General features: G+C 38.4%; 22 protein-coding genes and 1 other annotated feature. Of the genes, 9 read left to right on the top strand and 13 right to left on the bottom strand.

Going from position 1 to position 22,440, the window contains the following annotated elements; genetic code table 11:
- Nucleotides 1-452: 452 nt before the first annotated feature.
- Both ACKTSC_RS12245 and ACKTSC_RS12250 read right to left on the bottom strand, forming a co-directional pair.
- Nucleotides 453-1,241: an endonuclease/exonuclease/phosphatase family protein gene (locus ACKTSC_RS12245; protein WP_407857759.1), complete on the bottom strand. Its 789-nt coding sequence runs from the start codon at nucleotides 1,239-1,241 to the stop codon at nucleotides 453-455.
- A gap of 48 nt (nucleotides 1,242-1,289) precedes the next feature.
- Nucleotides 1,290-3,473 carry a PTS transporter subunit IIBC gene (locus ACKTSC_RS12250; RefSeq protein ID WP_407857760.1) on the bottom strand — a complete coding sequence of 728 codons (2,184 nt, stop codon included), beginning with the start codon at nucleotides 3,471-3,473 and terminating at the stop codon, nucleotides 1,290-1,292.
- 203 nt (nucleotides 3,474-3,676) lie between these two features.
- Between ACKTSC_RS12250 and ACKTSC_RS12255 the strand changes: the two genes are divergently transcribed.
- The 4 genes from ACKTSC_RS12255 (at nucleotide 3,677) to ACKTSC_RS12270 (ending at nucleotide 8,561) form a co-directional block, all read left to right on the top strand.
- The gene (locus ACKTSC_RS12255) at nucleotides 3,677-5,962 is read left to right on the top strand and encodes a glycoside hydrolase family 65 protein (RefSeq protein WP_407855376.1); all 2,286 of its coding nucleotides are present in this window, start codon (nucleotides 3,677-3,679) and stop codon (nucleotides 5,960-5,962) included.
- The gene (pgmB, locus tag ACKTSC_RS12260) at nucleotides 5,955-6,611 is read left to right on the top strand and encodes a beta-phosphoglucomutase (protein WP_332581560.1); all 657 of its coding nucleotides are present in this window, start codon (nucleotides 5,955-5,957) and stop codon (nucleotides 6,609-6,611) included. The genes ACKTSC_RS12255 and pgmB overlap by 8 nt, the downstream gene beginning before the upstream one ends.
- Nucleotides 6,612-6,658: 47 nt before the next feature.
- Nucleotides 6,659-7,669: a LacI family DNA-binding transcriptional regulator gene (locus ACKTSC_RS12265; RefSeq protein WP_332581559.1), complete on the top strand. Its 1,011-nt coding sequence runs from the start codon at nucleotides 6,659-6,661 to the stop codon at nucleotides 7,667-7,669.
- Between the two features lie 112 nt (nucleotides 7,670-7,781).
- On the top strand, nucleotides 7,782-8,561 hold the full coding sequence (locus ACKTSC_RS12270) for a metallophosphoesterase (RefSeq protein ID WP_407857761.1): 780 nt from the start codon (nucleotides 7,782-7,784) through the stop codon (nucleotides 8,559-8,561).
- A 14-nt stretch (nucleotides 8,562-8,575) separates the two neighbouring features.
- Here ACKTSC_RS12270 and ACKTSC_RS12275 read toward each other — a convergent pair whose 3' ends face one another.
- Nucleotides 8,576-9,211 (bottom strand): VTT domain-containing protein, encoded by a 636-nt coding sequence (locus ACKTSC_RS12275; RefSeq protein WP_332581557.1) that lies wholly within the window; start codon nucleotides 9,209-9,211, stop codon nucleotides 8,576-8,578.
- Between the two features lie 146 nt (nucleotides 9,212-9,357).
- On the opposite strand from ACKTSC_RS12275, the gene ACKTSC_RS12280 reads away from it, so the two are divergent.
- Nucleotides 9,358-10,209, top strand: coding sequence for a MurR/RpiR family transcriptional regulator (locus tag ACKTSC_RS12280; RefSeq protein ID WP_332581556.1), 852 nt, complete (start codon nucleotides 9,358-9,360; stop codon nucleotides 10,207-10,209).
- Between the two features lie 41 nt (nucleotides 10,210-10,250).
- On the opposite strand, the gene ACKTSC_RS12285 is transcribed toward ACKTSC_RS12280, so the two are convergent.
- From ACKTSC_RS12285 to ACKTSC_RS12295, 3 genes are all read right to left on the bottom strand, one after another.
- Complete coding sequence (locus tag ACKTSC_RS12285; RefSeq protein WP_407857762.1) at nucleotides 10,251-12,200, bottom strand: glucose PTS transporter subunit IIA; 1,950 nt, start codon at nucleotides 12,198-12,200, stop codon at nucleotides 10,251-10,253.
- 69 nt (nucleotides 12,201-12,269) lie between these two features.
- Nucleotides 12,270-13,166: an N-acetylmuramic acid 6-phosphate etherase gene (gene murQ / locus ACKTSC_RS12290; protein WP_332581564.1), complete on the bottom strand. Its 897-nt coding sequence runs from the start codon at nucleotides 13,164-13,166 to the stop codon at nucleotides 12,270-12,272.
- Nucleotides 13,153-14,211 carry a DUF871 domain-containing protein gene (locus tag ACKTSC_RS12295; protein WP_407857763.1) on the bottom strand — a complete coding sequence of 353 codons (1,059 nt, stop codon included), beginning with the start codon at nucleotides 14,209-14,211 and terminating at the stop codon, nucleotides 13,153-13,155. The genes murQ and ACKTSC_RS12295 overlap by 14 nt, the downstream gene beginning before the upstream one ends.
- A 191-nt stretch (nucleotides 14,212-14,402) precedes the next feature.
- Here ACKTSC_RS12295 and ACKTSC_RS12300 point away from each other — a divergent pair, with 191 nt between their 5' ends.
- Nucleotides 14,403-15,344 carry a 2-dehydropantoate 2-reductase gene (locus tag ACKTSC_RS12300; RefSeq protein ID WP_407857764.1) on the top strand — a complete coding sequence of 314 codons (942 nt, stop codon included), beginning with the start codon at nucleotides 14,403-14,405 and terminating at the stop codon, nucleotides 15,342-15,344.
- A 38-nt stretch (nucleotides 15,345-15,382) separates the two neighbouring features.
- Here ACKTSC_RS12300 and ACKTSC_RS12305 read toward each other — a convergent pair whose 3' ends face one another.
- Nucleotides 15,383-15,625: a GlsB/YeaQ/YmgE family stress response membrane protein gene (locus ACKTSC_RS12305; protein WP_332581552.1), complete on the bottom strand. Its 243-nt coding sequence runs from the start codon at nucleotides 15,623-15,625 to the stop codon at nucleotides 15,383-15,385.
- A 402-nt stretch (nucleotides 15,626-16,027) separates the two neighbouring features.
- Here ACKTSC_RS12305 and ACKTSC_RS12310 point away from each other — a divergent pair, with 402 nt between their 5' ends.
- Nucleotides 16,028-17,374 carry an amino acid permease gene (locus ACKTSC_RS12310; RefSeq protein ID WP_407857765.1) on the top strand — a complete coding sequence of 449 codons (1,347 nt, stop codon included), beginning with the start codon at nucleotides 16,028-16,030 and terminating at the stop codon, nucleotides 17,372-17,374.
- A gap of 50 nt (nucleotides 17,375-17,424) precedes the next feature.
- Here ACKTSC_RS12310 and ACKTSC_RS12315 read toward each other — a convergent pair whose 3' ends face one another.
- The 5 genes from ACKTSC_RS12315 to rplK all read right to left on the bottom strand — a co-directional run bounded on the left by ACKTSC_RS12315 (nucleotide 17,425) and on the right by rplK (nucleotide 20,354).
- A complete protein-coding gene (locus ACKTSC_RS12315; RefSeq protein WP_071857677.1) occupies nucleotides 17,425-17,826 on the bottom strand; it encodes an organic hydroperoxide resistance protein in 402 nt (133 codons plus the stop codon).
- Between the two features lie 165 nt (nucleotides 17,827-17,991).
- On the bottom strand, nucleotides 17,992-18,360 hold the full coding sequence (rplL, locus tag ACKTSC_RS12320) for a 50S ribosomal protein L7/L12 (protein WP_332654315.1): 369 nt from the start codon (nucleotides 18,358-18,360) through the stop codon (nucleotides 17,992-17,994).
- A 52-nt stretch (nucleotides 18,361-18,412) separates the two neighbouring features.
- Nucleotides 18,413-18,913 carry a 50S ribosomal protein L10 gene (gene rplJ / locus ACKTSC_RS12325; protein ID WP_407857766.1) on the bottom strand — a complete coding sequence of 167 codons (501 nt, stop codon included), beginning with the start codon at nucleotides 18,911-18,913 and terminating at the stop codon, nucleotides 18,413-18,415.
- A 43-nt stretch (nucleotides 18,914-18,956) separates the two neighbouring features.
- Nucleotides 18,957-19,083 (bottom strand) — a sequence feature (ribosomal protein L10 leader region).
- Between the two features lie 54 nt (nucleotides 19,084-19,137).
- Entirely contained in the window at nucleotides 19,138-19,827 is a 690-nt protein-coding gene (gene rplA, locus ACKTSC_RS12330) for a 50S ribosomal protein L1 (protein ID WP_407855399.1), read from the bottom strand.
- 104 nt (nucleotides 19,828-19,931) lie between these two features.
- On the bottom strand, nucleotides 19,932-20,354 hold the full coding sequence (rplK, locus tag ACKTSC_RS12335; protein ID WP_071857670.1) for a 50S ribosomal protein L11: 423 nt from the start codon (nucleotides 20,352-20,354) through the stop codon (nucleotides 19,932-19,934).
- Nucleotides 20,355-20,650: 296 nt separating this feature from the next.
- On the opposite strand from rplK, the gene sdaAB reads away from it, so the two are divergent.
- On the top strand, nucleotides 20,651-21,325 hold the full coding sequence (gene sdaAB, locus ACKTSC_RS12340; RefSeq protein ID WP_332654323.1) for an L-serine ammonia-lyase, iron-sulfur-dependent subunit beta: 675 nt from the start codon (nucleotides 20,651-20,653) through the stop codon (nucleotides 21,323-21,325).
- A 75-nt stretch (nucleotides 21,326-21,400) separates the two neighbouring features.
- On the top strand, nucleotides 21,401-22,285 hold the full coding sequence (gene sdaAA, locus ACKTSC_RS12345; RefSeq protein ID WP_332654324.1) for an L-serine ammonia-lyase, iron-sulfur-dependent, subunit alpha: 885 nt from the start codon (nucleotides 21,401-21,403) through the stop codon (nucleotides 22,283-22,285).
- Nucleotides 22,286-22,355: 70 nt separating this feature from the next.
- Here sdaAA and ACKTSC_RS12350 read toward each other — a convergent pair whose 3' ends face one another.
- Nucleotides 22,356-22,439, bottom strand: a complete 84-nt coding sequence (locus ACKTSC_RS12350; protein ID WP_407855995.1) for an IS3 family transposase — start codon at nucleotides 22,437-22,439, stop codon at nucleotides 22,356-22,358.
- Between the last annotated feature and the right edge of the window lies 1 nt (nucleotide 22,440).

Here is a 22,440-nt window from a genome sequence, read left to right on the forward strand (position 1 = left end):
CTGAGCCAGGATCAAACTCTCATAAAAAGTGTTTGAAACAATCTTGCGATTGTTAAGCTCAATTTTAAAAATTGACTTGCTAGCATATTGCTTGCTATGTTTTGTTTGTTTCTATTAAAAGAAACGCCCTACACATTTGGTTTGTTTTATTCGTTCAGTTTTCAAAGGTCTACATTGTTTGTTGCTTTGTTTCAACAACTTTTATATCTTAACAGATTTAAAAGTTAATGTCAACAACTATTTTCAATTATTTTTGAAAGAAGTTTGAAAGCTAATTAACAACTTTGTAATAATAGCATTCATACATTTGCTTGTCAACAACTATTTTCCGTTGTTATATCAATGTGTTTCAACAACGTTATTGATAATATCATACTGAAATATAATGTCAATATTTTTTCAAAAGTTTTTCAAAAACATTTCATTATACAAGAAAATGGATTAGCTAAACGCTAATCCATCTCTACTTCTATTCCATAATGATCACTAATTTTCACTCCATTATCGTCATCAAAAACACTTTTATAATTTTTCACTAGAAATGATCTTGATGCAAAAATGTAGTCTATTCGTAATTTGGATAAATTATCTGTCCAACCATCAATCGCCTTTTCAACAGTATACTCTCCGCTTACTTTTTCAGCGCATTTGAAACTATCTTGTAACTGTAGCGGACTATTTTGGATAAGTTCATATCCTTCTTCATTCATACTAGCATCATTATTGAAATCACCTAAAAGAATAAAATCCTTAGCTTCTCCCATTAAGTGTTGTTCTAATCTCTTCCATTCAAAATGAAAAGCTTGATCTTCCCACCAAGAGAAATGGCCACTTACTACTATTACATTATGGCCTTCAATAGTTAATTCTCCAAGTAAAACTTTTCTCGTATGATAGTCTGCAGGATCCGACGCCTTTGAAATTAGTAAACCTTCAACTTTATCAAAAGGTATCTTCGCTAACAGACCTACACCTTCTTGAAATTTCCCATAGCCGATGTGATTAAAGCTCCAACTCCAATAATAATAGCACCCTGATTTATTCAATCGTTGAATCAAACGATATAAAAAATTATCTTCATGAATCGCTTGTTGATTGTATGTTGCTTGAAAATACTGATCTGTTGCTATGGGCGAACTATTGATTCGTTGATTGACTTCTTGCAAACCTATGAGCTCGTATTCTTCCTTCATAATTTTATTAGCTAAAACTTCGATCTGCTCTGTGTCTTTGTTCTCCATCCAGCTATGAGTATTCAACGTTAATACTTTGATTGTTATCGCCTCACTTTAATAGTCAATAGTACCGACGGATTCACCTCGAGAGACTAGTCCCGTTTTATCGTAATGATACGCTTTGACTTTATCTCCATTAGTAAATACTACCACCATCGTTGTTAACTTATCCGCTGCCTGAATTTTAGCCAAATCAACATCCGCAACGATTTTACCTGCTTTGATTTTTTCTCCCTCATGTACTTTTATCTCAAACGGCGCACCTTCAAGATCAACAGTATCTAGACCCATATGCAGTAACACTTCAATTCCATCCGTCGTTTTCAAACCAATTGCGTGTTTAGTTGGAAAGACAGAAACAACTGTTCCTGTTATTGGACTCGCGATTTCACCATTTTCTGGCACAACAGCAAACCCTTCACCCATCATTTTTTGAGAAAAAACTTCATCTTGAACTTGATCAATCGGGATCAACTGACCATTCGCAGGAGCCACAAACTCTTGATTTAGCCCTTTAAAAATAGTCACGGATGTTTTTTCAGCTGAGGAAGTCGGCGGAAGCGTAGTAGTCGGAATTTCTACACCCGAATCTAACAAATCTTGAATATCTGATTTTAAAATATCAGCTTTAGGACCATAAACCGCTTGTACACCGTTGTCCTTTACTAAAAGACCCATTGCCCCGGCTTTTTTCCATTGTTCTTCTGTGCCGACCACCGAATGATCATTGACGGATACACGTAGTCGAGTCATACAAGCATCAACATCAACGATATTTTTAGCTCCACCCAACAAATTAACGATTTGAACGATTTGACTATCAGCTGATGCTGTTCCTGCGTCTGAATTAGCAGGTGTTTCATCATTGTCTACTTCGTAATTGCCATTACGTCCAGGAGTTGCATAGTTGAATTTTTTGATCATAAAGTTTGCAAAGAAGTAAGTGAATACACCAAAAGCAAGACTTGTGATCACAAAATTCAATAAATCATTTCCTAATCCAGCACGTAAAGCCATTGGAACCCGCGTCAACAACTCAATATTCCCAAATGAATGAACACGTAAATGAATGAGATCGGCCATCGCAAAAGCAGCACCTTGAATTACAGCATAGCAAGCATACAATGGTACTGCTACAAACATAAACATAAATTCTAATGGTTCGGTTACACCGGTTAAAAAAACAGCAACTGCTGCTGAAAGAAACATTGATTTATATTTCTTTTTCTTATCAGGATCAACATTCCGGTACATTGCTAGTGTCAATCCCATCAAAATACCAGTTGAACCGATCATTTGACCTACTTTAAATCGAGCAGGTGTCCACTGTGTCAACACTTGATTATACTGAGACATATCTCCAGCATCTTTTAAGTTTACCAAGTCAGTCGCCCAAGCCAACCATAATGGATCTTGCCCAAATACTTGACTGCCGGCCTGTGCCCCAGTCATAATCTCATACGTTCCACCTAATTGCGTATAGTTCATTGGAATCGTCAACATATGATGCAACCCAAATGGGAGCAACAATCGTTCTAGTGTTCCATATAAAAATGGCGCTAAAATCGGTGCTGTATCTTGAGAATTAGCAATCCATTTACCAAAATCATTGATCCCCGTTTGAATAACCGGCCACACTAAAGCTAATACAACCGCTACAATTACAGAACGCAAAATTACCACAAATGGTACAAAACGTTTTCCATTAAAGAAGGTCAACACTTCCGGAAGTTTGCGGAAATTATAGTATTTGTTGTACGCCGTCGCTCCAACGAAACCAGCAATGATCCCAACGAATACCCCCATATTTAATGCAGGCGCCTCAAGTACACTAATGAAATAACCATCGACCATTATTTTTTGGCCAAACAATGTATGGGTTACTGCATCAGGGTTTGCCAACATTTCAGCAGTTACGCCAAAGATCGCACCTGTGATTCGGTTGATTAAAATGAATGAGAGCCCTGCAGCAAATGCACCACCAGCCCGTTCTTTCGCCCAACTACCTCCAATTGCTAATGCAAATAATAAATGGAGATTACCAATAATTGCCCAACCCACATTCTCAACAACGCCACCTGTGGTCACTAACCAACCAAGGTTACTATTGATCATTGGTAATGATTTACCAATACTAATCATCAATCCGGCAGCCGGCATTACTGCGATAACCACCATCAAAGCCTTCCCAAATTTTTGCCAAAACTCAAAACTAAACATCTTCTTTATACCCGTCATGCTGTTCCCTCCTAAATTTACGCAATCGGTTTCGCTTATTTGCATTATATATCGCTTATACACTTTTGTAAACTCTTACAATTAAATTTTTTTAAATTATCATATGCCATATGAATTATATTTGTTATCTACAAAACATTGCTTGACTTACGCAACCGATTGCGTATATGATGTAGTCGAGAAAAGAAATGAGGAGGAGAATCATGAATAACGTACAACGACTTTTTGATATTGATCCTTGGAAAATTCGCACAACAAAGCTAGATAAAGAACATCGACGTTTGCAAGAATCGTTAACTAGCATCGGTAATGGCTATATGGGAATGCGTGGTAATTTTGAGGAACATTATAGTAGTGATCATCATAAAGGCACCTATCTTGCCGGAATCTGGTATCCAGATAAAACGCGCGTAGGCTGGTGGAAAAACGGCTATCCTGAATATTTTGGCAAGGTGATCAACGCCTTAGATTTCATTCAAATGCGCTTATTCATCAATGAACAAGAAATCGATTTAGCTACTACACCTATTGAAGAGTTTGATTTGGAATTAAATATGCAAAATGGTGTGTTAACTCGATCATTTATAGTAACTATTGATGATGCTAAAGTACGAATTACCTTTGAGCGTTTTTTAAGCATCGTCAAACAAGAGTTAGCAGTCATTCGGTTAACAGCTGAATGTTTAGTCGGTGAAGCGCAATTAAAAGTAATTTCTAAATTAGATAGTAATGTCCAAAATGAAGATAGTAATTATGAAGAAATGTTTTGGTTAGAGAAAACACGTGGTCATCGAGAAGACATCAGTTTCTTGACGACTCAGACCATTCCGAATAATTTTGGGATTGAGCAGTTTTCAGTTACTGGAGCAATGAAACACGTCACTTCAACAGTTGGTGTTCAACAAGAAGATGCATTAGAGGTAGCTGAGACGTTTAGTTATGATCTAGTGATCAATCAACCAATTCAATTAGAAAAACGAGTGGTCGTATTGACTAGTCGGGACATTCCAGAATCACAGCAACCAGAAAGAGCAGTCACTTTATTAGAAGAGTTTCAACTTTCTTATGATGAATTATTAGCTGAACAAAATGTTGCATGGGCAAATCGTTGGGCCCTTGCAGATGTTTTAATCGGTGGCGACGATGAAGCTCAACAAGGAATTCGTTTCAATATTTTCCAATTATTCTCAACTTATTATGGAGAAGACGAGCGTCTAAATATCGGGCCTAAAGGTTTTACTGGTGAAAAATACGGTGGTGCGACTTACTGGGATACAGAAGCATATGCCGTTCCAATGTATTTAGGGATCACTGATCCACGCATTACCAAAAATCTATTAAAATATCGTCATAACCAATTACCGCAAGCACAACACAATGCACAGCAACAGGGCTTGAAAGGCGCTTTATACCCAATGGTTACTTTTACCGGTGTCGAATGCCACAACGAATGGGAAATTACTTTTGAAGAAATTCATCGAAACGGTGCTATGGCTCATGCTATCTATAATTACACTACCTATACAGGTGACGAAACGTATATGCAAAAAGAAGGGCTAGAAGTATTGAGTGAGATTGCTCGCTTTTGGGCTGATCGTGTGCACTATTCAAAACGACAAGACAAATACATGATCCACGGTGTGACCGGACCTAATGAATATGAAAACAATATCAATAATAACTGGTATACAAACTTTTTAGCTCAATGGGTCTTAAAATACACTTTAGAAAATTATCAAAAGCATCAAGCACAAACAACTGTCGTGATTACTGAAGAGGAACAAGTTCAATGGCAAAAAATTATTGATAAAATGTATTTCCCTAAAGATGAAGAACTGGGGATTTTTGTCCAACACGATACCTTCTTGGATAAAGACTTGATGCCTACATCTGACCTTTCAGCCGCAGATCGTCCCTTGAATCAAAATTGGTCATGGGATAAGATCCTCCGTTCTTGTTTTATCAAGCAAGCAGATGTTCTACAAGGCATTTATTTCTTCGGTGAACAATTTACAATGGAAGAAAAGCGAAAGAATTTTGATTTTTATGAACCGATGACCGTTCACGAATCGTCCCTTTCTCCATCTATTCATGCAATTCTAGCCGCTGAATTAGGACTGATCGATAAATCAATGGAAATGTATCAGCGAACTGCCCGTCTTGACTTAGATAATTATAATAACGATACCGACGATGGTTTGCATATCACATCTATGACTGGAAGTTGGTTAGCGATCGTTCAAGGTTTTGCTCAAATGAAGACTCATACTGGAACATTGAGTTTTGCTCCGATGTTACCAACGGATTGGGACCATTATTCATTCCACATTAATTATCAAGGCCGCCTGATTTCGGTGGCGGTAAATCAAAAAGAAGTTCAAATTGACTTGAAAGATGGCCCGGCCTTAGCTATGATGCTTTATGGAAAAGAAATTTCTTTAAGCGATACAATGACGGTCCCATTAGAACAGGAGGTGTCAAATGTTTAAAGGCGTTTTGTTTGATTTAGATGGTGTGATCACTGATACTGCTGAATATCATTACCTTGCCTGGAAAAAATTAGCTGATAAATTGGATATTTCAATCGATCGTCAATTCAACGAACAACTAAAAGGTGTCAGCCGCGAAGATTCATTGAAATTGATCTTGGCTCACGGTAATCGTTCAAATAACTTTACAGAAGCTGAATTCCAAGCATTAGCAAAAGAAAAAAATGACAACTATGTCGAAATGATCCAATCCGTTTCTCCAACGGATGTTTATCCCGGTATTTTGGAATTATTGAAAGACTTAAAAAAAGCCGATATCAAAATTTCATTGGCTTCTGCAAGTAAAAATGGGCCTTTTCTGTTAGAACAGATGGCGCTATCAAGTTATTTTGACGGCATTGCTGATCCAGCAGAAATCGCTCAGGGTAAACCAGCACCGGATATTTTTCTTTTAGCTGCTAAAATAGTTGGTCTTGATGCAGCTGAATGTATAGGGATTGAAGATGCACAAGCCGGCATCGCTGCCATCAAAGCTAGCGGCGCACAACCAATCGGCGTCGGTGATGCCAAACATTTAGGAACAGATATTCCACTCGTTGCCAAAACAGATCAATTAACGATCGATTTTTTAAAAAAATGTTGGCAATGATAGCTGATTCTCATAAATTATATTAAGAAAGAAAGGATGGGGAAACGATGATACCGACGGTTAAAGATGTCGCAAAAAAAGCTAATGTCTCTCCTTCTACCGTTTCTCGGGTGATCAATGACCATCCCAGTATTTCAGTAGAGACAAAGAAAAAAGTTCGTAAAATCATGGAAGAAATGGATTATTTCCCGAATGCTACCGCACGAAATCTAGGAACTCAGCGAGCAAATACTATTGGCGTAATCTTGCCCCCTTTGGATTCGCAAGAGCGTTTAGGTAATCCGCTATACTTAGAGTTACTCAATGCAATCAATGAAACAGCGGCTGGATTTCAGATTGCTACGGCAGTTGCTTCAGCTGCAAATAGCAAGTCTCTGTTAGAGAATGTCCAACGTATGCATCGACAAAAACAAGTGGATGGTTTTATCCTAGCCTATTCGGAAAAAGATAACCCTGTTTCAGAATACCTTTACCAACAGAAGGTACCTTTTACTTTAATCGGTCGTCCAGCAAAACGTGAAGCGGACATCATTTATGTCGACAACGACAATCAGCTACTGGGAAAACAAGCAACCGAATACTTGATTGAAAAAGGACATAAAAATATTTTATTTGTCAGCAACGTCAATCAAGAAGTGATTTTCTTTGAACGCTATTTTGGTTATCAAGAGGCGTTGATGCTTGCAGGATTACCAACTCAACCGGCAGTGACGATGTTACAGCCAGAGGATTACACAAAATTTCCAGAAGTCATTAATCAAACTGGAGCAACTGCCTTAGTTATCATTGATGATATTTTTGCTTTGCGAATGATCCAGTTGGCAAATCTACACGGCTATGCTGTTCCTGATGATCTTTCAGTGGTCAGCTTCAACAATTCAATTTTTGCAACTTTGGTCCACCCTTATCTAACTACGATCGACATTGATGTGACGGATCTAGGAAGATTAGGAACAGAAAAGTTATTAGAACAAATCAATCATGAACAGTCTGGCGGAATCCAATTAGTGGTTCCCCATCATTTGATTCAACGTGAAACTGTCCGTGCACTTAAGTAATCATTAAAAATGATCTGCCCAACTTGTGGCAGATCATTTTTTTACTTTATACTATTAAAAAATAGAAGGGATGGTTGCGATGATCGCTCTCTGCTTAATAGTCATAATGATAATGGCAATTATTTATTGTCGTTATCAAACGTATCGACTAGTAGAAAAACATTTTCAAGTAGAAAAAAATACTCAATTAAAAATAAAAAAAGGCGAATCATCGGCATATACGATTGCTCAAATCAGTGATAGCCACTTCTCTCCTTTTTATCAGCCAGAACGTTTTACTAAAATTGTTCATAAATTGAATCAGTCAAAATCAGAGATCGTTTTATTCACCGGTGATTTGATTGAAAATTATAATTACTGGCAAACCCATGACTGTGAAGCTATCAGTCGCCAATTAACTGCAATTCAAGCTTCAGTTGGAAAATTCGCCATCTTGGGCAATCATGATTATCGTTCTGAAGGTGCAGTCGCTGTAAAAAAAATGCTACTCGACGGTGGTTTTACCCTATTAGAAAATGAATCTATCTTAGTAGATGGGATTAGTTTGACCGGGATCGACGACGGGCAAGAAGGAACGCCTGATTATACAACACAACCTTTACCTGCTCCCTTTTCGATTCTGATGGTCCATGAACCTGATCAAGTTAAAAAAATCTCTGATATCAGTTCTTTTGATCTGATTTTAGCTGGCCACAGTCATGGGGGACAAATTCGTTTTCCTTTTTTTCCTTATAAAAATTATGGCTCAAAAATCTATGATAAAGGGGTCTATCCTCTTAGCTCTACCACAAACTTAGTAGTGAACACTGGTTTAGGCACAACTGGTTCTCCGCTACGTTTTCGTGTAACACCAGAAATTCTTTATTTTCATATAGAAAAAGGATCGGAATAAATTCCGATCCTTTTTTAGGCACTGATTTTTTGTTTGATGTACGGGATAAAGACTGGAACCAAGGAAATAAAGACAATCAGCAACATGATCAGCGAGAAGTGATCACTGACTACGGGAATATTGCCTAAGAAAAAGCCTGCCAAAGTAATAACTGTTCCCCAAACGATTGCACCAAAAATATTGAATCTTGAGAAAGTACCCCAATGCATTTTACTAGAGCCTGCAATAAAAGGAATAAATGTCCGAATAAACGGCATGAAGCGCCCTAAGAAGATCGTCCACTTTCCACGCTCGTTAAAAAAGTTCTCAGCCTCTTTTACTTTATCTTCTTTTATAAAACGGGAAATCGGACTATGATAAAGTGCTCGCACGCCTAAAGTGTGTCCAATCCAATAATTCATCGTGTCACCCAAAATAGCTGCGATGATACAAATACCAATCACATAAGGTAAATGCAAGACACTTCCACCCAAAGCAGTCAATGCACCAGCAGCAAATAAGAATGAATCACCTGGTAAAAATGGAAAAACCACAACCCCTGTTTCAATAAATACGATTGCAAATAAAATGGGATAGATTCCCATGCCATATTGATGCACTAAAGAAACCATGTGCGCATCGATATGTAAAATAAAATCGATCAAAGCCATATTTTTTCATACTCCTTAAAAATAAAAGTCTACTCTATCATACGACTTTTTACAAAAAAAGAAAGTTTGATCTGTCTTTCTATAGAAAAAATAAATTTTATTAGTAACGTGGTATAATAACAAAAAAGAACAAAAGGAGTTTTTTTATGAGCGTTCTTTCTCATATGAAGAGCATGCAGAACGATATGTCGACTGCAGAAAAAAAAATCTATCTATTCATTCGCGATAACAGTGAAAAAGCTGCTAGTATGACAGCAAACGAAATCGCTGAAGCTTCAGGCGCTAGTGCACCAACAGTGGTGCGCTTTTCAAAAAAAATGGGCTTTACTAGTTTAACCGATCTTAAAATCGAACTTTCGGCAGAAACGATGCAGCAACGGAGCAATAACACCTACAGTGATGTGAGCCAAGACGAATCCTTTCCTACCTTAAAAAATAAACTAGCTAGTAATGCTCGCTATACGATTGATGAAACAACTGCCCTCTTCAATGAAGAGGAATTTTTGCAAGCCTGTAAATTACTTGAAGAAAAAGAATTTTGTTACGTCTTAGGAATCGGGGCCTCTAATCTAGCCGCTACTGATATCGTTCAAAAATGGAGTCGTTTAGGAAAAAATATTATCAGCGAACCAGACTACAATACGATTTTGCCGCAATTAGTACTCCATCAAAAAGAAGCCGTCATTTGGTTGGTCTCAAATTCGGGTCTAACTTCTGAGTTGCTCGCATTAGCAGAAACGGCCAAAGATTTAGGCATCCCGATCATTACTTTGACTCAGTTTGGTCAAAACCCTTTAGCAAAACTGTCTGATGTCTGCCTTCAAACATCTCGACCAACTGAAGCTACCTATCGCAGTGCAGCAACAGATTCGATTTTAGCTCAATTTATTACAGTCGATTTACTATTCTATGTTTACCTTAGCCGTAATAAAGAACATGCTGAAAAAATCTATACTACACGCGCAGTCGTGCAAGAATATCGAAAAAAATATTTTTAACCAAAAAAACGGAGACGCTTCACGCGTTCTCCGTTTTTTATTTATTTTGTTTGAGCTTTGAAAACTTCTGTCTCAGCATTTACTTTACCAATTTTTTCCAAGACATAGGTTTCAACCTCATTCATATTGGTAATCAGTACCATCATCGAAATTCCCTTACCAGCTGCTTTGATAGCCCCTAAGTCAGCCGTCGCAACTTTCGTTTCCGGTGTTACATGCTGACCTTCTGTTACAAATACTTCAAATGGTTTTCCTTCTAACTCGACCGTATTGATTCCCATATGAAGCAATACTTCTAAACCACTATCTGTCGTGATACCAATCGCATGTTTCGTTGGAAAGATCGTTGATACTTTCCCAGCTACAGGTGCAAAGATTTCATTGCTTGTTGGTTCAACAAAATAACCTTCACCCATCATTTTTTCAGCAAATACTGGATCAGCAGCATCTTCCAATGGATGAACTTCGCCTTGTGCCACCGCGGTAAAAACATCGGTTGAATGTGCTGCAACTTTCGTTTCAACCATTGGTTCAGCGGAAACAGTACTTTCTGCCAATTGCTGTTCTGCTAATTTATCTTTTGGGATACCAAAGAAATACGTTGCTACAAAACCGCCAGCATAGGCTGCAAGTAATCCTAAAACATAACCCCACCAGCGTCCATTAGCAATTAATGGAATCAGTGCTGCTCCCGAAGGTCCGATCGCGATCGCGCCAACACCACCGATTGCACCAATCACAGCTCCACCGATACCGCCACCGACACAAGCAGTCACAAATGGACGGCCTAGTGGTAATGTCACTCCATAAATCAATGGTTCGCCAATCCCTAAAATACCAACCGGCAAAGCACCTTTGATCATTTCAGTCAGTTCTTTGTCTTTACGCAATTTAATCCAAAGTGCAAATGCCGCTCCTACTTGACCAGCACCTGCCATTGCCAAAATCGGCAATAATAAAGTCATACCTGTTTCACCGATCATTTGGATATGGATCGGGGTTAAAATTTGATGTAAGCCGAACATTACCATCGGAAGGAATAATGCACCTAATACAAAACCAGAAAATGCACCACCGACTGATAACACCCAGTTGATTCCGCCGACCATTCCGTTTGAGATAAAACCGGCTAATGGCATGATCAAGAAAATCTCTAGCAGTCCAACCACTAGTAACGAGACCATTGGGGTGATAATGATATCAATCGCATCCGGAATAATTTGATGCAATTTCTTTTCGATCATTGATAATAACCAAACAGCAAAAATGACGCCGATAATTCCACCTTGACCAGCGGCTAAGGCATCGCCAGTAAATAAGTTTTTAATCGGGGCATCGGGATTCATACCTGTCAACATAACGACCGCTCCGATAACACCACCTAATGTAGGGTTAGCACCGAAAACTTGGGCAGAATTAATCCCAGTGTAGATGACTAGATAAGTGAACATTCCATTTTTTAAAATATTCAATACATCAACAAATTGCTGCCATGTGGCTGCGTCTAACGTTCCCGCGGTAATTAAATTGGCCATGATTGCTGCAACACCAGCAATCAATCCTGACCCTACGAATGCTGGAATCATCGGAACAAAAATATTTGAAATATCTTTTAGAACTGCCTTGATCGGTGATTTCTTTTGTTTGGCCTTTTGGGCAGCTTTCATTTCTGCAGCTTTCGCATTCACCATATCTTTGCCTGAACCTTGCGGCAACTCTTCTCCCAGTTCAACACCTGCGAGATCGACCATCTCTTTTGCTACTTTATTGACTTTTCCTGGACCGATGATTACTTGTAACTGCTCGTCATCAACGACGCCTAGAACCCCAGGGATACTTTTCAATTTTGCCTGATCTACCTTCGTGTCATCTCGCACACTCATCCGAACTCGTGTCATACAATGGACAACACTTTGAACATTGTCCATTCCGCCAGCACCAGCATAGATTTCTTTCGCTAACTGATTCAACGTCAATTCTTCTTTTGCCATTTTATTCACTCCTTATTTTATAATCGTTTCGAGCATTATTTTTGATCATCGTTCCAGTTTTATTTTTGCTTAAAGCGTCTTCTTAACGAATCCGTCGGCTTGGACTAATTTTTCACTTGCTGCTTCTTTATCGCTATTCGTTAAAATCATGACGATCGCTAGTTTGACATTTTGCTCTGCGGCTTCAAAATAGTGAGCAGCTGTCTCATAATCTGCTTCCGTCGCTTGCATAATAATTCGTTTTGAACGTTCAACTAATTTTTCATTGGTTGGTTTCACATCGACCATTAGATTATTATAGACTTTTCCAATGCCGATCATACTGATCGTTGAAATCATATTCAAGATTAATTTTTGAGCTGTCCCCGATTTTAAGCGTGTTGATCCAGTTAAAAATTCAGGTCCGCAGTCTACTTCAATCGGCATAGACGCGTGTTTACTGATTTCAGCATCTTTATTACAAGCCACTGTTCCGGTCGCTGCACCAATTGAGCGTGCATAATCCAATCCACCGATTACATAAGGCGTCCGGCCACTCGCAGCGATTCCGATAACCACATCATGCTCGTTTAATTGCAGATCCTTCAGATCTTGCGCACCAAGTTCAGCATTATCTTCTGCTCCTTCTACTGCGACAGTCATTGCTTTTTCTCCACCTGCAATCAGACCGACAACCATTTCTGGTTCCACACCAAATGTCGGCACACACTCTGCAGCATCTAGCACACCTAAACGTCCACTAGTTCCAGCACCCATATAAATCAAGCGCCCACCTTTTTTAAAACCAGCGATTGTTGCTTCGACAACTTTTTCAATTTGTGGTAATTGATCGGCTACTGCATCCGCTACTTTATGGTCTTCTTGATTCATCAATTTGACTGCTTGACTCACACTCATTTCATCTAAACCAAAAGTTGTTTCATTTCTGCGTTCTGTTGTTAGATTTTCTAAATTAATCATTTTTATCCACTCTTTCCAAACTAAATTTATGTCCGGCGCTGATCTTTTTAATCAACGCTTGATCTGCTTCGATAATGTGACCGACAACATTTACTTTTTTATCTGCCGGCAATACTTGTTTCACGATCTGGATCTCTCCCATATAGCGCAAATATTTTTCGTTATCAATCGTTACCGCACCAATTGCTCTTTCTACTGCTGGTAGTGCGTCGACCTGTGGGATCTTTTTGAAACGAGCTTCGGCACTGCGAATGACATCGCGTGCGTCATCTTGTCGGTTAATATGTTTTCCTAAAACCCATTCACTTTGTTCATTTAAGCTATCCATATGTAAAAGCAATTCTTTTTCTTTTATATAGGAAGAAAACTGTTTTAAAACACGCTCACTGATGCCGCTATCGCCAAGATACACTTTATCAGTATCTGCAAGTAAATCAAGTGCTGCTGCCAATGGATGGATATGGCGATGCTCTTCCAATGTTGGCAACCCTTGATATAAAGGCCCTCTAAAATTTTTATTTCCCGGCACAAATGCTTGAATCGTAAACCCTTGGCTTTTCAACCATTCGTTTTTCTTTTGGTACCATAACTTATCTAAACCAGTTTCGGGTCTTGGATAATAATTATGCCATGCTTCTAAGTGTCTAAAATCAGCATTTGCAGCTTTTAATTCCGCAATGTCTTCTTCCGTGATAGTGGAAGCGTTCAACGCTACATTGATCTCTTGAGACAATTTTGCAATTTGCTGATTGCTGATATGATAGTCCATTCTCAACCCCGTGATGCCTGCAGCTTCTAATTCTGCGATTCGATCAAAGGAAAAACCTGCGCGTTTTAATGCGTCCCCAGAAATGTCCACCATTACCGATAAGTGATTTTCCCTAGCTACTTCACCCAAGTCAATCAAACGCTTACGATACTGAGTAACATCATCTTCTGGAATATGCAAGGATGTAAAGATTCCCGAAAACCCATTTTCTGCCATTGTTTTAATATAGTCTTTTGTCTCAGTTGATAATTCTTGATTTAAAAAAATTGAGAATCCAAACATGAGCAACCTCCTTATAATGAAACCGTTTAACTTTACGAATTGATTATAAACACAAAAAGAAAAAAACGCAACACTATTTCATGAATAAATTATTTATTATGAAATAACATTTCTTAAAAGTCTGAGTATTACCCTTTTTAGCTATTTTTTATGTATACTATATTTTGGTAATCGAAAGGAGAATTTTTACTATGAAAATTGCAATTGCTGGAGCAGGCGCTATGGGAAGTCGAATTGGATTGATGCTTCACCAAGCTGGCAATGACGTTGTGTTGATTGATCGTTGGCCGGAACATATTCAGGCAATTCGAGAAAAAGGATTGATTGGAGAATTCGAGGAGCAAACGATCACTGCAAAACTGCCGATCTATTCTCCAGAAGAAATTGTTGAAGGACATACAAATGTCGACTTGGTGATTGCATTGACTAAATCAATGCAATTAGAGACGATGTTTAAAGATATAAATGCCCTCATCGGCAAAGATACATTTGTCTTATGCTTACTTAATGGATTGGGGCATGAAGAAACCTTGTCACGATTCGTAGCCAAGAAAAATATTATCTTTGGCACTACAACTTGGACGGCCGGACTAGCAGGACCGGGGCATGCTAAATTAGTTGGATCAGGCAGCATCGAAATGGAAAATCTAGCGCCTCAAGGAAAAGAATTTACTTTAGAAGTTATCAATATTTTTGAGCAGGCTGGTTTAAACCCTATCTATAGTGACAATGTCCGCTATTCGATTTGGAAAAAAGCATGTATCAATGGGACGTTAAATGGATTGTGCACTATTTTAGATTGTAATATTGCAGAATTTGGTTCGATGAGTATGGCTCGAACGATGATCGAAACCATTATCGGAGAATTTGCAGCTGTTGCTAAGGCAGAGGGGATCGAGCTTGATCAAGCACAGGCAATCGAAGCAGTTGAGGCAACTTATGATGTAAAAACACAAGGTCTCCACCATCCTTCGATGTATCAAGATCTGATCCGTAATCATCGTAAAACTGAAATTGATTACATCAATGGCGCTGTCTGGCAAAAAGGGCAAAAATATCAGATTCAAACACCTTACTGTGCCTTTTTGACTCAACTAGTCCACGCAAAAGAAGAATTATTGAATGCAAAATAAAAAAAGCGCCTAAGCGCTTTTTTTGTTAGGAATAATTGCTACGATCTTCCAATAAAGAATGATACCACTGCAACAACGATTACTGCACCAATGATCGAAGGAATCAAAGCCATACCAGCTAAGCTAGGGCCCCATGAGCCAAGCAATGCTTGACCAATCGCAGATCCAACTAGACCAGCAACGATGTTAGCAATCCATCCCATTGATCCGCCTTTCTTAGTGATCGCACCAGCGATTGCACCAATAACAGCACCAATGATTAAACTCCATAACCAACTCATTATTCTTCCCCTCTTTCTATCTAAAATGATTACACTATCATGTTACAGATAATCTAAAAATTTTTCCATTATTATGCTCAAAATCAAACACTTTAGATAAATGATTCTGAAAGTTTACATGATTCTCCTTACTAAACGAGCACTTTTTGGCTAAAAAGCGTTCTTAACTCTGGATTATGCTCTAAAAAATTTTTTTCTTTTCTTATCAAAAAAATTTTCGATTATTTTTCATAAATTACAATATTTTTTGGTATAAAAAGAAAAAAATGTTGTTTATTTTAGTTTAGATGAAAATTAAATGAAAAAATATTCAACAAACTGGAATTGTCAGAATATTTTGGTATTATAGTCAAATAATTATCAGAATATTTCAAATCTACAAATTATTCTCGCTATTTAGAAATGAGGAATTCTATGGAAAATAAATTACAAAAACAAATGACTTCACGCCACATCATGATGTTAGCATTAGGTGGAGCGATTGGAGCTGGATTATTCAAAGGAAGCGGAGAAGCCATCGGTATCGCGGGTCCTTCAGTTATCCTAGCCTTTTTACTTGGTGGACTCGTTCTCTTTATCGTTATGAACGGCTTAGGACGTCTTGTATTAAGCAGTGACAATATCCAAGGGCTATCCGGCATCATTAAACCTTACTTAGGTGAACGGACCGCTGATTTCATCGATTGGTTATACTGGTCTTTATGGATGGTCAATATTATCGCTGAAGCTGTGGCTGCCGCTAGTTTCATCCAACTTTGGTTTCCAAACGTGCCTTCATGGATTTTCGTTTTGATTCTTGCCTTGCTGACAACACTGATCAATTTATATTCTGTTCGCTTGTTTGCTGAAACAGAATACTGGCTGGCTTTCATTAAAATTGCTGTTATTATTATTTTGATCGTCTTTGGTGTTTACTTAGTGGGACATGAAGTCTTTAACATCGGGTTTAGCAGTACCCTATCTCGAATGACTAGCCATGGCGGTTTTGCCCCTCACGGATTGAAAGGATTGGTTAATTCTTTACTAGTCGTTATCTATTCTTATGGCGGCTCTGAACTGATCGCTATCACAGTTAGTGAAACAGAGGATCCTAAGACAGCTATTCCAAAAGCTATCAAGGGTGTTATGGGACGGATCATTTCGTTCTATATCGTTCCGATGATTTTACTTTTGATTATTTATCCTTGGAATACATTAGCAAGCACAAGTGTTAGCCCGTTTGTTATGGTCTTCCAAAAAATGCATATTCCATTTGCATCGGATATCGTAAACTTTGTAATTGTTTTGGCACTATTTTCTTCAATTAATTCTGGTGTCTACGCCTCATCAAGAACCTTGTATTTCCGAGTAAAAGAAAATACAGGCTTTACTTCAAAATTAGCGGTATTGAATAAACACCAAGTTCCACAACGTGCCGTACTATTTTGTACCGGAACACTCTATATCGGTGTTATCTTGTCTTACTTCTTAGGAAACAAATTATTCAATTACTTAGTCGGATCATTATCTTATTCTGTTTTATTGACTTGGATGCTGATCAGTATTGCTTCTTTCGTTTTAGCTATGAAAAAAGGAACGGTCATCGAACGTTTCTTCAGCGGACTAGTGATTATTGTCTTAGCTTTGATTTTTATTGGTATCTTGATGAACAATGCTCTGGGCGTAACGCTCTTCACAGCATGTATCTATTTAATCATTTTCTTCAGCTATCGAAAAAAACATCCCGAAATATTATCTGATAAAATATAAAAAAACCTTCAAGAAGTCCTAAGCTTCTTGAAGGTTTTTTATTTACAAAATTAAACTAATTCTACTTCAACATCGATATTGCCGCGAGTTGCTTTTGAATATGGGCAATAGTCATGCGCTTCTTCAACAATTTTTTGCGCTTCTTCTTTTTCAACACCTGGTAAAGAAGTTTCTAAAATTACACCGATTTGATAGCCGCCTTCATCCAATTGATATAATGAAACACGCGCTTTCACTTCTGCATCTGATTCGATGTTGTGCTCTTTTAACATATGATGGACTGCACCATTGAAACATGAAGCATAACCTGCCGCAAATAACTGCTCAGGGTTCGTCCCTTCTGCGTGAATTGAAGGTGGCTCGATCTTCATTTTCATACTACCATTTGGTGCTTGAACGTCTCCAGTACGTCCTCCATGATTAATCATTGCTGTTTCGTACATTTTTTTCAAAATCCATCATTCCTTTCGTTCTTTCTGATTATAAGTGTAAGCTGTTACAACTTAGATTACAAAATAACTGCTCATAAATCAGAAAAAAGAAGAAATTTTCGAATTTGAAAACAAAAAAAGACGAGATCTGAAATCAGATCTCGTCTTTATTATAATCAAAAATGATTATTTAACAGTTACAGTTGCGCCAACTTCTTCTAAAGCAGCTTTAAGTGCTTCAGCGTCTTCTTTAGACACATCTTCTTTAACTGGTGCAGGAGCGCCATCAACTACAGCTTTAGCTTCTTTTAAGCCTAGGCCAGTTGCTTCACGAACTGCTTTGATAACTTTAACTTTTTGATCGCCAACAGCTGTTAATTCAACTGTGAATTCAGTTTGTTCTTCAGCAGCAGGGCCAGCAGCAGCACCAGCAGCAGCTACAGGAGCAGCAGCAGTTACGCCAAATTCTTCTTCGATAGCTTTAACTAAGTCGTTTAATTCTAAGATTGTCGCGCCTTTAAGTTCTTCGACAATGTTTTCAATGTTCAATGCCATTTTAAATTTCCTCCGTTTAGGTAAGTTTTTATTTTTTTTATTTATGCAGCAATTAAGCTACTTCGTCTTCTTTTTCTGCGACTGCTTTCACAGCGTAAGCCACGTTGCGGACTGGCGCTTGAAGGACAGATAAAAGCATAGAAAGAAGTCCATCGCGGTTCGGTAGTTTTGCAAGAGCAGTAATTTCTTCAACAGAAGCTACTTTTCCTTCAATGATACCGCCTTTGATTTCAAGTTTTTCAGCTGAACTAGCGAACTCGTCGATAATTTTAGCTGGAGCAACAACATCCTCGTTACTGAACGCTACGGCTGTAGGTCCTGAGAATACTTCTTCTAATCCAGTCAAGCCAGCTTTTTCAGCTGCACGAACTAAGATAGAGTTTTTGATAACTTTCATTTCAATGTTAGCGTCGCGTAGTTGTTTACGTAGATCAGTTAATTGTTCTACAGTTAAACCACGGTAGTCAACGATAACAGCTGAAGCTGCTGCGCTGAATTTTTCAGAGATTTCATCAACGATAGCGGCTTTTTTAGCGATTGCTACTTCACTCATTATATATTTCACCTCCTGATTTTGATGGGGAGAGTTTCTTGTAAATACGTACAAAAAAACTCCATGCCACCGTAGACATAGAGGGACTATTGAATGTTCTCAATAAACGTCCTCGGTAGGAAATTAAGACTTACGTCGCCTACTGTCTTCGGTACAGTTAATAATTAACCTCGACTAACTTACCATAGATAAGCTAGTCGAGTCAAGTATTTTTCTAAATTAAATTAGAAAGAACCTTGTTCAACATGGATACCAGGTCCAAATGTTGTTGTTAATGAAATGTTTTTGATGTATTGACCTTTAGCAGTTGCAGGTTTTGCTTTAACTAAAGTTTCGTTGATTGTGTTAAAGTTTTCAACCAATTTAGCATCATCAAATGATACTTTACCGATTGGAACATGAACGTTACCAGCTTTATCAACACGGTAAGTTACTTTACCAGCTTTAACTTCTTCAACAGCTTTTGTAACATCCATCGTTACAGTACCAGTTTTAGGGTTAGGCATTAAACCTTTAGGTCCAAGAACACGTCCTAATCTACCAACTGTAGCCATCATATCAGGTGTCGCAACAACAACGTCAAAGTCGAACCATCCGCCTTGGATTTTTGCAACCATGTCGTCATCGCCAACGAAATCAGCGCCAGCAGCTTCTGCTTCTTTTGCTTTTTCGCCTTTAGCGAATACTAAAACAGTTTGAGTTTTACCAGTTCCGTTTGGAAGCACAACTGCTCCACGGATTTGTTGGTCTGCTTTTTTAGGGTCAACGCTTAATTTGTATGCAACTTCAACCGTTGCGTCAAATTTTGCGAAGTTTACTTCTTTTGCTAATGCTACTGCTTCTTCAACTGAGTAAGCTTTAGTAGTGTCAACTTTTTTTAATGCATCTTGCATTTTTTTGCTTTTTTTAGCCATTTTGTTTCCTCCTTGATGTGGTTATAACGGTAGAACCTCCCACGTGTTCCATATCTTTAGATAGGGAGCCAACTGAGAAGCTACTTTCTTGGGTACTGTGAAAATTATTCGACAGTGATACCCATGCTTCGTGCAGTTCCTTCAACCATGCGCATTGCTGATTCAACGTTAGCAGCGTTTAGGTCTTGCATTTTCAACTCAGCGATTTCTTTTACTTGATCGCTAGTAACTTTTGCAACTTTAGTTTTGTTTGGTTCGCCAGAACCTTTTTCAATGTTTGCAGCTTTTTTCAATAATACTGCAGCTGGCGGTGTTTTTGTAATGAATGTAAATGAACGGTCTTCATATACAGAGATTACAACTGGAATAATCAAACCTGCTTGATCAGCTGTACGAGCATTGAATTCTTTTGTGAATCCCATGATGTTAATACCCGCTTGACCTAGTGCAGGACCTACTGGGGGAGCTGGTGTTGCTTTACCTGCAGGAATTTGCAATTTAACTAATTTTTCTACTTTTTTTGCCACGAGACAAACCTCCTTGAGTCCGTGATGTGGTTAATTGGAGATCAAAATTTCTCCTCCCACTTTAAAACATGTGTGCAAGACACACTTTGGTATCTTATCAAATTTGATCTATATTTGCAAGTACTATCCCCCATTGTTTAAATGTTTTGACAATAATAAAACGCTTCACAATCTCTTTAACTACTATGAGAATAACAAAATAAATTATTAATTTTATTATTTTCTGAAAACGTGTATGGTACACTATGATTGACTTGATGAGGATTTCATCGGATAAATTAAGGAGGTTTAAAATAATGGAAGTTTTAAAATATCGAAGTGTTTTTGACATTATTGGTCCAGTTATGGTGGGCCCTAGTAGTTCTCATACCGCCGGCGCTGCGCGTATTGGAAAAGTTTGCCGTATGATTTTTGGGGAACGCCCAGACTCTATTGAATTTGATTTATATGAATCTTTTGCCAAAACCTATCGTGGTCACGGAACAGATATCGCTCTAGTGGGTGGTATTTTAGGAATGGAACCTGACGATCCTCGTTTATCCGACTCACTGAAAATTGCTCACGAACAAGGGATGGAAGTTCTTTTTGTGCCTAAAAAAGAAATCGCAGATCATCCGAATACAGTAACGCTACGAATGATCAAAGGTGATTTAGAAATGTCGATCACTGGTGTATCTATCGGCGGCGGCAATATCCAGATCACGGAAATGAACGGTTATAGTATTTCTCTTTCTATGGGCAGCCCAACCTACATCATTATTAATAAAGATGTTCCTGGTCTACTTTCGCGTGTTTCTACTATTTTTATGAAACATGGCTTGAATATCGGTAAAGTAACGATGACTAGAAAAACCAGAGGCGAACACGGGATTGTCCTTTTAGAAATTGATGATACGCCAGAAGATCCAGAAGGATTGAGACAAGAAATTAAATGTGAAGATGATGTATTAAGTGTTACTTACTTTAAATAGAAATGATTCGATTGAAAATTGTTAAAGCTTGGTATAAGATATAAAATCCTATCAATTAGAAGTGGAGGAAATCCCATGTTTTATTCAATCCAAGAGCTTATCGAACAAGCAAAGGATTATTCATCAGTCGGCGAATTAATGATCGCGACTGAAATGGAATTAACTGATCGCACACGCGAGGAAATCATCGCGTTAATGGAACGCAATTTAGAAGTCATGGAAAGCTCGATCGAAGAAGGCATCCAAGGTGTCGAGTCCGTGACACGAATCACAGGTGGCGATGCTAAACGCATGAATGATTACATCGAAAGCGGGAAATTCATGAGCGGCGAGACGATTTTGAAAGCCGTACGAAACGGTATCGCTGTAAATGAAGTCAATGCTAAGATGGGCTTGGTTTGTGCAACACCAACTGCTGGAAGCGCTGGCGTATTACCCGGTGTACTGATGGCCGCCCGGGAAAAGCTGAATCTGTCTCATGAGCAACAAATTGATTTTCTATTTACGGCTGGTGCTTTTGGTTTAGTAATGGCTAATAACGCTTCTATCTCAGGTGCAGAAGGAGGTTGTCAAGCAGAAGTTGGTTCGGCCAGTGCGATGTCTGCCGCAGCATTAGTCGCTGCCAATGGAGGCAATCCCGAAATGGCCGCAAATGCTTTAGCGATTACATTAAAAAATGTGATGGGACTTATTTGTGATCCGGTTGCTGGCTTAGTAGAAGTTCCTTGTGTCAAACGAAATGCAATGGGTGCATCGCAAGCGTTTATTTCTGCGGATATGGCTTTAGCTGGTATTCGTAGTGTGATTCCACCAGATGAAGTGGTGGAAGCGATGTACAAAGTTGGTCGTGCAATGCCGCAAATCTTCAAAGAAACTGCAGAAGGTGGCGTAGCAACTACTCCTACCGGTCTTCGTTTGCAACGTCAAGTTTTTGGCGAACCTGAAAAGGCAACTGTCTAATCTAAATAAAAAAAGAACGCTGAACTAAGGGAAGTGCAACTACTTTTTGATACAAAATAAAAAGAGCAACTCAATTTAATCTTGCTGACCGGTAATCGACGGGCGAAAGATACCCTAATTTGGATAAAATTCTATTATGATTCCAAAAATAGATG

This window comes from Enterococcus hailinensis, from assembly GCF_045862035.1.
GTDB classification, from domain to species: domain Bacteria; phylum Bacillota; class Bacilli; order Lactobacillales; family Enterococcaceae; genus Enterococcus_A; species Enterococcus_A hailinensis.